This window comes from Chryseobacterium sp. WX (assembly GCF_029542485.1).
Classification (GTDB): Bacteria; Bacteroidota; Bacteroidia; order Flavobacteriales; family Weeksellaceae; genus Chryseobacterium; species Chryseobacterium cucumeris.
The window spans coordinates 4,470,332-4,483,472 of sequence record NZ_CP120710.1 but is presented as its reverse complement, the minus strand read 5'-3'; the positions used below and the strand labels follow the sequence as shown (position 1 = coordinate 4,483,472).

General features: G+C 36.3%; 14 protein-coding genes. All 14 read right to left on the bottom strand.

The annotated features are described in order from the left end of the window. Positions 1 to 2: 2 nt before the first annotated feature. Entirely contained in the window at positions 3 to 2,228 is a 2,226-nt protein-coding gene (locus tag PZ898_RS20585; RefSeq protein ID WP_277694126.1) for a hypothetical protein, read from the bottom strand. Positions 2,229 to 2,232: 4 nt separating this feature from the next. Continuing rightward, positions 2,233 to 3,249 (bottom strand): hypothetical protein, encoded by a 1,017-nt coding sequence (locus PZ898_RS20580; RefSeq protein WP_277694125.1) that lies wholly within the window; start codon positions 3,247 to 3,249, stop codon positions 2,233 to 2,235. Beyond that, positions 3,240 to 3,713: a hypothetical protein gene (locus PZ898_RS20575; protein WP_277694124.1), complete on the bottom strand. Its 474-nt coding sequence runs from the start codon at positions 3,711 to 3,713 to the stop codon at positions 3,240 to 3,242. The genes PZ898_RS20580 and PZ898_RS20575 overlap by 10 nt, the downstream gene beginning before the upstream one ends. Then, positions 3,713 to 8,209: a tape measure protein gene (locus tag PZ898_RS20570; RefSeq protein ID WP_277694123.1), complete on the bottom strand. Its 4,497-nt coding sequence runs from the start codon at positions 8,207 to 8,209 to the stop codon at positions 3,713 to 3,715. Before PZ898_RS20570 ends, PZ898_RS20575 begins: the two co-directional genes overlap by 1 nt. 6 nt (positions 8,210 to 8,215) lie before the next feature. Next, positions 8,216 to 8,350: a hypothetical protein gene (locus PZ898_RS20565; RefSeq protein ID WP_002984504.1), complete on the bottom strand. Its 135-nt coding sequence runs from the start codon at positions 8,348 to 8,350 to the stop codon at positions 8,216 to 8,218. Between the two features lie 95 nt (positions 8,351 to 8,445). After that, complete coding sequence (locus PZ898_RS20560) at positions 8,446 to 8,940, bottom strand: hypothetical protein (RefSeq protein WP_277694122.1); 495 nt, start codon at positions 8,938 to 8,940, stop codon at positions 8,446 to 8,448. 64 nt (positions 8,941 to 9,004) lie between these two features. Beyond that, positions 9,005 to 9,514, bottom strand: a complete 510-nt coding sequence (locus PZ898_RS20555) for a hypothetical protein (protein WP_277694121.1) — start codon at positions 9,512 to 9,514, stop codon at positions 9,005 to 9,007. Positions 9,515 to 9,525: 11 nt separating this feature from the next. Next, positions 9,526 to 9,933, bottom strand: coding sequence for a hypothetical protein (locus tag PZ898_RS20550; protein WP_277694120.1), 408 nt, complete (start codon positions 9,931 to 9,933; stop codon positions 9,526 to 9,528). Further along, positions 9,930 to 10,379 (bottom strand): hypothetical protein, encoded by a 450-nt coding sequence (locus PZ898_RS20545; RefSeq protein WP_277694119.1) that lies wholly within the window; start codon positions 10,377 to 10,379, stop codon positions 9,930 to 9,932. The genes PZ898_RS20550 and PZ898_RS20545 overlap by 4 nt, the downstream gene beginning before the upstream one ends. Beyond that, on the bottom strand, positions 10,370 to 10,693 hold the full coding sequence (locus PZ898_RS20540) for a hypothetical protein (protein ID WP_277694118.1): 324 nt from the start codon (positions 10,691 to 10,693) through the stop codon (positions 10,370 to 10,372). Before PZ898_RS20540 ends, PZ898_RS20545 begins: the two co-directional genes overlap by 10 nt. Continuing rightward, positions 10,694 to 11,017: a DUF6706 family protein gene (locus tag PZ898_RS20535; protein WP_277694117.1), complete on the bottom strand. Its 324-nt coding sequence runs from the start codon at positions 11,015 to 11,017 to the stop codon at positions 10,694 to 10,696. It lies immediately after the preceding gene. A 3-nt stretch (positions 11,018 to 11,020) separates the two neighbouring features. Beyond that, positions 11,021 to 12,109 carry a major capsid protein gene (locus PZ898_RS20530; RefSeq protein ID WP_277694116.1) on the bottom strand — a complete coding sequence of 363 codons (1,089 nt, stop codon included), beginning with the start codon at positions 12,107 to 12,109 and terminating at the stop codon, positions 11,021 to 11,023. Between the two features lie 8 nt (positions 12,110 to 12,117). Continuing rightward, positions 12,118 to 12,459, bottom strand: coding sequence for a hypothetical protein (locus PZ898_RS20525; protein WP_233332889.1), 342 nt, complete (start codon positions 12,457 to 12,459; stop codon positions 12,118 to 12,120). Positions 12,460 to 12,473: 14 nt separating this feature from the next. Further along, positions 12,474 to 13,052, bottom strand: coding sequence for a hypothetical protein (locus PZ898_RS20520; RefSeq protein ID WP_277694115.1), 579 nt, complete (start codon positions 13,050 to 13,052; stop codon positions 12,474 to 12,476). Positions 13,053 to 13,141 lie beyond the last annotated feature (89 nt).

Genomic DNA, 13,141 nt, shown 5'->3' with positions numbered 1-13,141 from the left:
GGCTAAAGTCCTAAAGCATTAAATAATTCTGTTGCAATTGCATCCATACCCAAATCACCAGGGTGTATAGCAACACCTGTATTATTCACAGTATGCCATTGTCCATCATCACCTTTAACCTGAGCTCCCATGTAAGATTTATTTGCAGGAATATCTAAATGTGATAATGAAACAAATGGTAAACTATTTTCAGAAGCAACTTCAGACATAGCTGTATCTTTGTTTGAATCTGCCCAGAAAACACCTCCAATTAGAATTTTCGCAGTTGAATTCTTAGATTTAATGTAACTTATTAATGAGGCAAATTCTGTTTTGAAAGTACCATTATATGTTGCATTTTCTCCCAAACGAATACATATTAAGTCTTTTCCAATCAAATACGGATCAAGAGTGCTCTTATTCCATCCTGATGGGTTAACCTCCCATTCTGCAATATTTAAAACAGATGTAGCTGCAGCCGGTTTTAGAACTTGCATCTTAGCTAAAAACCTATGGACATAATCCTTTGAAAGTTCTGAAGCAGCCATTCCCCATGATCCCCACCAATAAGATGTTAATGCATGCTTGGCAATAGAATTCCCTAAATGTAAAATATTAGAGTAGCCTTCAATATATGACCACTCTACTGTACCATCGCTATTAAATGTTAACCCAACTTTTTTACCCTCATGGGTAAATATTTGTTGCAATCCATTAACAGAAGCAGTTACATTATTTAAATCTGATTTGGTGGCTATAGGAGTAGATATGTATTCCTTCAAAAACAACTTGATTGGCAGTGACTTTCCTGCTACCTGGGTTAATGCTCCTGTATACGAACTACTTGCCCATAAGCCCGCAACTGAAGGAGTGTTATTGACTGGATATTTACTTGGAAACTTAAATCCAACATAATCACCTACTTCAAGAATAACAGGGTCAATTGTAACAGTGTTTAATCCCGCAGTCAATGATTTTGTGAGCACCTTTTTTTCAATAAATTTTCCAGCCTGTTCAATAAATCCTATTGCAATCTGATATGTACCAGCTGTTACTGTTCGGATTTCAAGTTTTTCTAACTTATATGAGGTGTCAAGTTCTATTTTGTTAATAGCATATCCGGCTGTTGCATCGGAATCAACACTTACAACAGATTCTCCTTTTAATTTTTCAACACCTGTATATCCATTAAGTGAATAGTCTGAAACAACTTTACTCACAGATTTCGCAATGTTAAATTTTCCATCTGAAGGGATTGTAACAATATCTATATCATTAAGCTCAAACCACAAAGCATAATAACTTCCTGCTGGTCCCCAAGTACTATTTGAATCAGTTTTTAACTGGGAAAATCTATTGCCTGTAGCGCCAAATCCATAAGCGATTTGAGCAGAAGAACCCGCAACACCTGTAACGCCAATTATTTCATTTTTCAACAACTTTATGTTGGTAAAATCAAATGCATTCCAGCCACTTACACCAGTAAACACATCAGAAAGCCATCTTACAATATATTTAGAACCATCCCAAGTACCTACACAAAATTTAAATTGTCCTCCTGTAGTCAATCTAATATGTGCTTTGGTAATATATTTGTCTTGATTCGTAATATTGTCAGGGTTATCGTTAGATTTACAAGAAATAATATCATAATTTAACGAGTCTGAAGAATCTCCATTAAGTGTTATTCCAATATTTTTAAAAAAATCTCCTACTTCTTCTATTGTTTGATTTACATCATCGGATTCCCCCCCTTCAACGTCGTTGACCAGCCAGTGATTGATGTTTTTTGCGTTCTGAGCTTTTGTAATATTAGAAACTTCAAATGAATCATCAATTGCTGCTCCTGGTATTGAGATTGGATCTAACTTTGCTACACCATTTGTCATATTGATGTACACTAGTTTTTGGGTAAGATCTGTAGATGTAACAACTATTGGTTGATTACTTGCATCTTTGAAATTAGTATAAGTTCCCGCTGTTTTCACTTCCCATTTCTCATACAACCCCTTTGGATATGTTGTTGGATCATATGCCGTTGGTGAACTCGTAGGAGTTGCTTCTCCTTTTATACCCGATGTTGATATTTTATCTACTTTGTCCTCTACTTCTTCCTTCCAATCATTAAACTGTTCTTTCGAAGGGGCATTTCCAATTAAGCCATCCTTATCAATTGTTGCCAAATTTGCCGGTGGAATGGTATCACTAACATTTATTGTTACTTGTCCTGCATTAACGTTTACTCCCATTTCTTTATATTTTTTCCCAAATTATTTCTGCTGGAGTCTGTAGATTTTTAATATCCTCGATATTTCCAGCAATGATTATTATTTTTTCTTTTCCTAACATGTTTTGCCATTCTCCAACAACCTCAGCGGTTTCAATGCGAGGATTACTGTAAACTATTCCCGGAATTTCATTTCCGTCTGAGTCTAAAACTTTCAATATGAATTTTCCATAGTCAGGCATATTAACCTCATCAACAAGATACAATGTGTTTTCTCCGATTATTCCTTGAAAAACAGGGCTTATAGATATCGACACGTATGTATTATTTAGTTTTCTTCCGATTACATATAACTTCAAATCTATTGCAGCCTGCAATGTTACATCCACAGAGAATTGATAAACAGTAGCTTTTGTTGGCACAGAGCTTACTTCGAAATACTGATTGTTTACACCGCTTGTGCTTACTATTGACAGTCCGGAGTTCTCATAAGAAGGTGCTGAATAGTCTTTAGTTAGACTTACATTTCCCCGGCCGGTCTGTTTTGTTCCGTCACCGAAGAAAATCTCAGTTTCAGAGTCTATTTCGTAAGAAATTTTAAAGCTGTCCAGTGTTGTTTTTAGAATCTTTTTGATAGGGTTAGGCTCAGTTAATTTTAGCGTAAAAGAACCATACATTTCACCATCTCTGAATTCTTTTGTAAGGTCTGCCGACCCATTCAGTAATACTTCATAAGCGTATTCTTTATTTCCGAAAGGCTCAATAGTAAAACGTTTTGTAGATTTTGTGTCGAATAAGGCTAAAAATGAATTGAAATTTTCTGTAAGCGTATCAGAATCGGAAGCTCTAAGCCAACACTGAAGTTCCATTTCTCGCGCTTCAAAATATGGCTTAGATAAATCGAATTGTTTCCCGTGGTATTCAGCCCATGTGTATGAGTTTCTTTCGCGTGGCTTTAATTTATCAAGAACCCCTTTAGACTCTGAAACATTAATTCCAAACTCTGCAAAATCCCTTCCATTAATTGACCACTTTAATCCCATACTTTTTGCTTTACCACACAATCTCCATTAACCACTCCTCCAAATCGGTAAACAAATACCTCAGCATTTCCAGACCTTTCAATATTCAGTTCTGAATCGTCTAGAACCGTCACAAATATTTTAGAATACCCGGAAGCTTTTATTGTAATTTTAGACTTTCCACGAACAATAATCTCTGAAACATCGAATCCCGTGAATTCTATTTCAGATTCACTATCAAAGATAGCCAAATTAACAGCCTTGTTTATAGTACTTTGCCTATAGTAAACCCCGTATTTTTCATAATAACCACGGTATTTTTCAAGTACTTCTTTTGATGGGAAATTTTGCTGTAACGCCCAATCTGAATTTGCAAAAAACAGTTCGCAAAGGTTCTTTATTGAAGTGTCTTTATAAGCTTTTTCAAAGCCCTCTTTACAAGGGCTGAAAGCTTTGATTTCTTTTAAAATATATTCTGTATTCATTAGATTCCGGCTAAGCCATTTTTTATTTTTGAGTCAATTGATTTTAGAGAGTCATACATGCCTTTAATTGGTCTTGTATTCATTTCAATTTGCGATTGAACAAGAAGTTGGCTCCTCATAACATCTAAGCCATCTTTGAAACGTTTCAATGCCTCTGCTTGCATAATTCTCATGGCATTAATCTGCCCTTCCAATGCTCCGGCCGTCTTCTCGGTAATTCCTTTAATGTCTCCTTTTAAACCTTGGGCATTTTCAGCGGACTGTCCGAAAAGATCCTGATATTGCTTCAGAGCCTCCATGTATTTTTTCATGGCCTCCTCGCCCATTGCTTTTATCTTGTCTCTTTCCTCTTGAGTGAGTCCATCAAAATTACCGGCAACATTGGAGCTCGCTATCTGTTGTTGTAATGCCGCAATGACTTTTTCTAATTCTTCTTTTTCGAATCGGGCTTTAATAGCATCGGCACTTAAAGGACTGCCGTTGTTAATGAGATCATTAAGATATTTAAGTCTATCCTGAGCATTCTTTAGTTGTTTTTGTAAATCAGATGTATCACCATTACCGAATCCCATTGCGCTGTAAAGCTCATTAACCATGTTTTGGGCTGCTTCATCAAGAAATTTCATTTTTAAAGCGTTCTGAACTGCATTACGCATAACATCATCAACAACTTTATCAAATGAGTTTGCGGCGTCTTCACCTTTTCCAAAAGCCTCAACCAATGCATCAGACATTTTCTGCGCTAAATCTTTAAACTCAATGGTTGTAACCTTATTTTTAAATTCATCAACCAGATCAGAAATCTTATTGTTTATGTCTTCAATCTGTTGTGAATACGAAGCAAGTTTATCAGTATCTGAGTTTTTCTTTTCATTTTCCATCCGACGCATCTTGATCAATAGATCTTGTTGTTGCTTCAGATTCGAAATGAGATCTCGTTGCATTTTTAACTGGGCATCACCTGCAGTTTTCTCAATTGATTTGTTAAGTTGTTCATATAGTGATTTCAACTTTTCAACTTCAATGCCCCACTGTTGAATAGTTCTTGCCCTGTCAACATCACCATTCATGTATTTTGCAATTGAAGTAACCATCTGTAGGATCCCACCCGCCATTTTAGCATAATCTCCAGATATATACCCTGTTACAGCATTAATAATTCCATCGAATAACTGTTGGGCATCTTTAAGGGCTTGTTGGGATTCTTGAGAAAGTAGACCTAGTGCGCTTCCAAGCTCACCTGCAAAAGAAATCGTTGCATTCGCAGCTGCTTGTGAAACTGTAAAAATTTGACCTAAAGCAAATTTTGTATTATCTAACTGGTTATTATATTGTTCACTATTTTTTCCATATTTTTTTTCTGCATCCGCTAACTTTTTCTTTTCATCGGCATATTTTCTTATTGCGTCACCTATTGCAGCAAACGGATTACGTGATCTAACATTTTCATCCAATTTATTATATGCATCCTGAACTGTTTTCAGATCTTCTGGTCTTAATGCCTTAGCAGCATCTGAATCTAAAAACTTCTTAAATTCATCACGCATTTTACGCAATGTTTTAGGGCCTACTCTCTCCAAATCTCCAAAAGCTTTAACCCATAACTCTGTTTTCTGGAAGAGTTCAACAGACATCGAAGAAATATCCTTAGCCTGCGCTTTATCAGCTTCATTTGTTTGCCTTGTCTTTTCAACTTCAGAAGCATTAGACTGCTGAATTTTAAGACGGATGTCATCGTACTTCTTCGTAATTTCTGCCTTGCGCTGTTCAAAAGTTTGATGCTCATTAATAAACTGAGCATACTGTTCCTTTTGAGATTGTAGAGCATTTCTTCTGAGTTCTTCCAGGTATTTTTTTTGATCAAGGAATTGCTTACTATTTCCACCCTCTTTCTGGAACGCATCATCTATTGCTTTATCGATAGCATCGATCTGATCAACATACGATGGCATTAACTTCAAAGTATTTTCGAACTCACGCTTAAACGCTTCAATCGGTTCTTCAAAACCGTTCAAAGAATCCATTTCCTTTCTGAGCATAACTAAATACTCCTGATCAGATTTGGAAAGTTTTTCACCGGCTTCGATTCGTTTTTCAATAGCATTAACTTCTCCCTCTACATACTGAAGATAATTTCTAGATTTACTAACTAAAGGAGCATATTGTTTATCAGCTATTTCTTTTCCGTAATAGGAAGCAATAGAATAATAGTTTTCAAACTGGGTTTTAGTTTCATCCAGTCTATCTTTGTTAGACTTATACCTTTTCGAATCTATTTCATCCTGTAATTGCTGTAGTCTTCTATAAGCTTCTTCAGTTGAAACAGTTTCGCCAGTTAAAAACGGATTTCCTTTTTTGTCTTTATCATGCCCGAATTTATCTAACTTTCGAAGTTTAACTATACCATTAACCGATGTATCAATTGCATCATTTAGCAACTGAGCTCTTCTTTCAAGTTCTTTTATAGAACCTTCGGGTAATATTTCTGCAAGTTGATTTTCCTGCTTATTTTTTTTTGGATTTAATAATTCATTTAACTTGTCTATTCTGTTCCGAATTGCTTGATATGCTGCTTGAGTAGGTGCTTTTTGCGCCTGTGCTTCCAATTCTTCAATCTGAGCTTTAATCCTTTCAGCCCATCCTTCAGACTTTTTAATTTCTTCAGGCGACTGAATTATTTGAGGCTTAAAACCATTTAGTTCAAAAGCGAGTTTTTCAATTTGTTTCTTTTTAAGTTCTAATTGTTCGCCATTAAGCTTGCCGAGCTTTACTTCTTGCTCTAACTGTCTTAGAACTTTTGTTTTTTGATTAATTTCCTGCTGGTTACTTCTGATGATTGTGTTAGAAATACCGGTTTTCTCATTAGCTACCTTTCTCTGCTTTTCAAGTTGTTCGAGAAGTTTATCCCTTCTTTTCTCAGCATCATAAGCATTCCTCATGTATTCGAGGCTTGCTTTTCCAGCTTTTCTTGCCTCTTCGTCCATTTTTTTCCACTTATCAGCTTCTTTTTGAGCAGAATCAGCCTGGACTTTTAATGCATCACGTTTAAATTGTTCCTCAAATGATTGTTCAAGTATTTTTCGTGAAGCTGCCGCCTTAGCCTGAGCCATTGCAAATGCATCAATCTTTGAAGTAACAAATTCTAATGCTTGGCCAAGTCTGTTTGTTGCTTTATACTGACCATCAAGAACACCAATAAAAGTTTGATCAATTTTAATAAGTTTTTCATAGGCAGCTTTACGCATTTCAAGAGTAGAAGACTCATTATTTATAATGCTTATCAGTTCGGAGATATTTGCCTTCGTTTCATTAACTCCTTTGGCAAAATTTCTGTGATATTCAGACATTACTTCCTCCTGAGCTTTCTGTGAATTCGTTTGCTCTTCGATTAAGCCGGTAAGTTCTCCTAGTTCCTGACGGTAATTATAAGTAATAGCAATCAAAGCACCTATTACTGTAATTATAAGCGTGTAAGGATTGGCTTTGGATGTCAAATTAAACAATGCCTGCGCGTCTGCTGCAGTTTTAATACTTCTAGCCAATGAAATCCAGATCTTAATAGTCTCCATAGCAATTGAAGCTTTTTGTATAGCTGCCGTGACTAGTAATGCAGTTCGGTATATACCATATATTTCAACCAATGTTAGCAGAACCTTCCCAACCTCCTGATAATTTTCTATAAGGTGCGTAACCGCATCTATTCCTCCTTTCAGGATGTTTTCGTTGTTGGTTCCTATTTCATTAAGCATTAATTCAAATTCGTGCTTAAGTCTATTTACAGAACCGGTTAAAGTCGTCGCTTGTTTAGCAATAAGGTTATTAAATTTACCACCTTCAGATGTAAGCCTGTTCATTGCTTTTTCCACTTCCGGGAATCCAACTTTTCCAGCCTCAATTAGCCCTTTAAGCTCTGAAACATTTACATTCATTACTTTGGCTAATTCATCCATTAATGGAATACCTCGCATTGTGAACTGTAGAATATCCCTAGTATATGCTCTTCCCTGAGTCTTTAAAGTTCCATACACGTAAGCTATATCACCAATGTTTCCAGAAACACCTGAAGCTACATTGGCAAGCATTTCAATATCATGGGTTACCTTGTTTACATCAATACCGTAGGCAAGCAACTGCTTTCCTGCTTGTCCAATTTCGGATAAACGAAAAGGTGATCTTAAAGTGAGTTCCTTCCACTCATCCATTAATTTATTCATCTGAGAAGTAGATCCGGTAATTGTCTCAATAGCATTTTCCATCTGTTGGAATTCACCACGAACCGTAATAAGTTCATTGATGAAGTCTTTAACCGCATGAATAGAAAAATAACTAGCAATACCAACTGACAGATTTTTAAAAGCTGCATCCATGTCGTTGGTATTCTTTTTTGTGTTTTGATTTAAATTCTGCAGATCTCTTTTAATTCGTTCAATATTTCTATTCCACTCACTAAGATTTAAAACTGCATTGAAATTTAAAGCTCCTCCTACATTATTCATTCTTCATTATTTATATTGCTCCAACTGTGATAAAAAACTTTCCTGAGATAATTCCGAGTAATTGAATGATTTCCCTTTTTTGGAGTCTTTTTTCACATCTTCATCTTTGTCGTAATCATATGAAGGTGCATCAATAAGCATTCTTTGTAAAAATGCGTAGTCTACCTCTTCAAGTAAATAATCGAGTGTCCATCCAAAGTGGTGACATAGTTGACCACATAGGCCATAAATAGTTTTTAGGCCGTTTTCTCTACCTTCATCGGATTCGTCACTCTTACTGCGCTTAGTAATGTGGTAGAGATCGTAAAAGACTGGTAATCGTTCATTGCAAGAACTTTCTGTGTAAATTCAAGAAGTTCTCTTGAATTGATATTGCTGAAAATATGTTCAGTTAATAGCTTTCGGAAAAGCCAATTGTTCCATTTCGTTCCCAGAATCGTAATGGAAATAATTTCAGCGCAAAGTTTAGCGTTATCAGCAACAGAATTAAATTGTGAATTCAATATTTCTTGGAAATCATTATTTTCCTGTTTTTCCTGGCTTATTTTCAGCTTAAAAAACCGGTAACTCTGAGCAAACATTACTTTCAATGGAATTTTATTAACCTTCCAAATCAACTCTTTGCCCCAGAACTTAGTTTTAACAGTAAATCCAACACTATTTAAAACCTTCAGCTCCTTTTCTTCTGCAATTACCTTTTCCTCTTCGCTTAATATTCTTTCTTCTTCCATAATTGTACACTTTGTAGTTAAAAAAAGCGCACCCACCTAAGCAAGTGCGCTGAAAAGAAAAATATTAAGGTGTTGGAACCGGATATTTCACCAATTCAAACGAAGGTGTATTTTCTTTGGTTGGTCTGAGAACCTTTGCGTTCACTGAAACCCCCAGCAGGTTGTCTTTACCCATATCGGCAGTGAATTTGTAGGTAATAAGAGTTCTTACCACATCAAAACCAAACCCAATTTCCGGTGTAATTTTTAAAGATCTTTCTACGGTAACATTTCCGATAGGCGGAATGTAGTTTCCATCAGCATCTTTTGTCCCTGCTCCAACCTCAACCAATGTATCAGCGTCCGGATTGGCAACGTCAAAATCAAAAGACATCGCTCCTTTAGTTGTTCTTGTGAAAATAGGATCATCGTATTCCTCAACATTGAAGTCAGTAGTTGTACCGTCTTCCATATTGATCTTTAATGTTCCCAGCATGGTTTCTCCTAATTTTTTAAAGACGGTCCCCATTCCTCCGTCTGATGCAACTGGTGCTAATTCAATTTTCGCTACACCATTGTTAATCTGTCCTGCCATTTTATTGAATTTTAATTATTATTAAATGCGTTTAATTTTAGTCTGAAATTGATATAGCAATCGTTGCCATCCATAATGGTTTGCTCAAACTCTATATCAACATTGTATTTGTCAGTGAATTTTCTTTCCAGAATTGGTTTTACTTTGTCGGAAACGGCTTTTAATCTAACTTCGTTTGGAACGTTTTGATCTATAGAGTTGATCTTGACTTTAAGGTATGGCACATAGCAATTCACATTGAATGCTCCAGTTTGAAAGAAAGTGCTGTTGAGAGTGATTGCGTTTACAACAATATCCTCCTTGGTACTTCCGGCCGGTCTAAAGTCTTTATATATATCTCCTGTGATAATAGAACCAACACCTCCATTTTTCAACTCATTATAAATCCACTGTTTGGCTTCTATTACTGAATTTCTCACCGTATACTATTTAGAAATTGATTGAGCTTTAATTTTGCTTTTAGTTCTGCGCTGGTAAGGACATTACGCCCTCTACTTTCAACTGTTGATGCGTAGTTCATACCTGCAACAATAACCAATGCTATTTCCGGAAGTGCTTTAGCAATATCAATCGCCAGATCATAACCTATTTTCTTTCCATCTTTTGTCGTTGGTTGCGGGCCTTGCACTTTTTCAAAGTCCTCTCCAACAATACTACCATTCAGAGTGATAACATATCCTATAGATGATCTAAGGTTTCCGGTTACGTCTTGCCAGTCATTCTGTTTAGCGTAAGACCTAGCCTCGTTTACAGCATCTTCGCCAACCACTCGCATAATTCGAATGATGTTCTGAATTTTAGCATCCAAAGCATCATTGATATATTGGTTTAAACCCGGCATGTTAAAGTTTGCTCTTACACCCATATTCTACTATGAAATTGGTCGTATTTTACCCTCAAAACCTCTCCTGTAAGCCTTGTTTCGCCTTTTGATCCTATGACCCTTATGCTTGAACCGACATCAATAGGCTTTAGCTTTTTAGGGCATTGAATCAACCAGGTATATTCATACTTAATCTGATCATTAGAAATCGTCTTGGTACTTGAAAGGCTGTCTTCATCACGACATTTACCGAAGTCCTGCCATTCTTCAGATCCGGGAATCCAGTTTCCGTTTTCGTCTTTAATAGCATCTGTTTTCACAAATACTTCTAGTTTATATGGATATTGAACTGCCATTTACCAAAGATTTGAACGATCACGAATTTTGTTTCTTTCCAAATTGTTTGGAAGTCCTAACTGGTCAGCAATCATGCGGTAATATGCGAGCATTGCATCTTTGTCATATTCGATTGTAAACTGTCCTTCTGAAACTCTTTTCGGAGATAATAAAAGCTTAGGGATTAAATTGTAAAACAGCGTATTAGTTTTTACTTCTAATTCGGGTTCGTATTCAGAGTCGCCATTCAATCCTACATTAATCAATTCTGCATCAATAAGCGCATCGGATACTTCAACCGACCATAACTCAAGATTTGCTGACAAATAATCCCTAACTTTCATTTATTATGCTAGTTTTAGTTTTAAATGGTAAACAGCATCAATCGCAGTTAATGCCGGAATAGCATGTAACTGTCCTCTTGTGAACTCATTCATTGGTTCAGTTTTGGACCACTTAGCGATCTTAACCTTGTCAACATTTGCATATGAATGTCCAGATACTTGCATTAAGTCTCCTTCAACCACAAGTCCGTTCTTAACAGTCCCTAATTGCCCTTGAGGAACGAATACAATCACGTCGTCAGCAAATGCTTTGAATGTGGTAATATTTCCATCCTGTTCAAGTCCAAACAATGAATCTTGAAGTTCAATTGCTGGCAATCCGTTAGAAGTAAAGAAATCATTTACTCTGGCAAGTGTTACCAATGCATAATTATCTTTATTTGAATTTTTGAAAATTGCCTGGATCTCCGCAGAGTCTTTCAGTTTATTGAAAGTTGGTCTGGTCATGAGAATTTTTGCAAAATCTCCGTTGCCTTTTGCTTGTGCTGCAGCAATTACCTTTTCAAAATCATTTGTCGGTTTTGCTGTTGGATCAGTCCATACTTTATCAGCTGTAAGGATATTGTCCGCAGGAAGTAGCATATCAATTTGACCATAAGCAACCCCATCAGGATTGTTTGCAACGGATAAATCAATTTTACCAGTAGATAACGCCTGCAAGAACATAACGTCTACTCTAGCGGTACAACCGTCGGCAGCATTTTTTACATCATTGAAAATAAGATCAATGATTTGTTTTTTCTTTGTGTCGTCAGAAACGTTATTCTGATTCTGTAAAGTAATGTAGTTTCTGTAATCAGAAGCTTTCATCAAGTACTTATGAGAAATAGTAGGTATTTTACCCTCTAGCTTCTCAAGTCCTTGTCTGCTTCTTACTGGAGATACGGCATCTTCACCAATTACTGATGCAATTGCTTCAATTCTGCTTCTACCAATGACATCTGCAAATGAAAGATCAACCTGAGGAGTGTCCCAAGAAAGATATTTGGTAAATTCTCTGGTTTTGAATCTATCCATTCTTTTGTCAATGATAGCCTGCAATGCTCCACTTGTTCCGTATTGTCCGAATATTGATGTTACAATTTCACTCATAGTTTTAATTATTTAGAAAGTGAGAAAATGATTTGTGGCATCTTAGCTTTTAAAGCATCGGTCAACGCTGGAATTCTGTTTGCGTAAACAGTTCCTCTAAGAACAATATCAACAGAAGTTGCAGAATCAATAACTACATCTTCATACAGTAATCCTTTTGGATTCGTTTGGTCAGGCTTTGCCATTCTCGTTGCTTCATCATACGAAAATGCAGTACCCGCAAGTAACTTATCTCCAACAGTAAGCCCTGTTGTATCTAATACGAAACCGCCTAAAGCAGTTTCAAGAACGTGAGCGAAAATTGTCTTATCTCCCGCAACTACCGTCTTCTTTAATCCTAATTTGCTCATTTTTGTTTTCGATTTTATCCTAACCTTTCAATGTCTTTCAATACTTGGTTGTTTTGGTCAGCTCCCCCAGTTCCAATAGGCGGGTTTCCTCCTTTAGCTCCTTCAGTTGCAAAAGCTTGTTTGAAATCCTCAAATTCAGCCTCCATGGCTTTTACGGTTTCTTCCTCAGAATAGTTTTCGCCGTAGTCTACTGTATTCAAGAATTTGTTGTAATATTTCTCCGGAATGCTTTTCGCGGTCAAAGCTTTAACAAGGTTCCCCTTTTTGTCGTCGGTAGCTGTTTTGGTTACTAATCGCTGTACGGTTCCTAGAAGTTTTTCAAACTTTTCCGCAAGAGTAGAATCCTTTTTTTCTTCGGTTTCTTTTTTCTCTTCAGTTTTTTTCTTCTCGTCAGCAGGCTTTTGTCTTGCCTTATCCAAGCTTGATTGAATAGATTTTAATAATCCCCCTACACCCTCGACTGCTCCATCAATAGTTTCATCAGTTGGATTTCCGGTTAAAATTAAATCTGCTTGCGACCCTAAAATTTCGTCACCAAGACCCAAGTTTGCATACTTGTTTCTTAGCTTTTCAATTATAGTTTCTCTTGTCATATTAAAAGGTTTATTATTAATTACCGTAAATTTCGTCTGTAAAACGTTTATTTTCAATAGCATTTGTTGCTTTTACACTTTCATTTTCG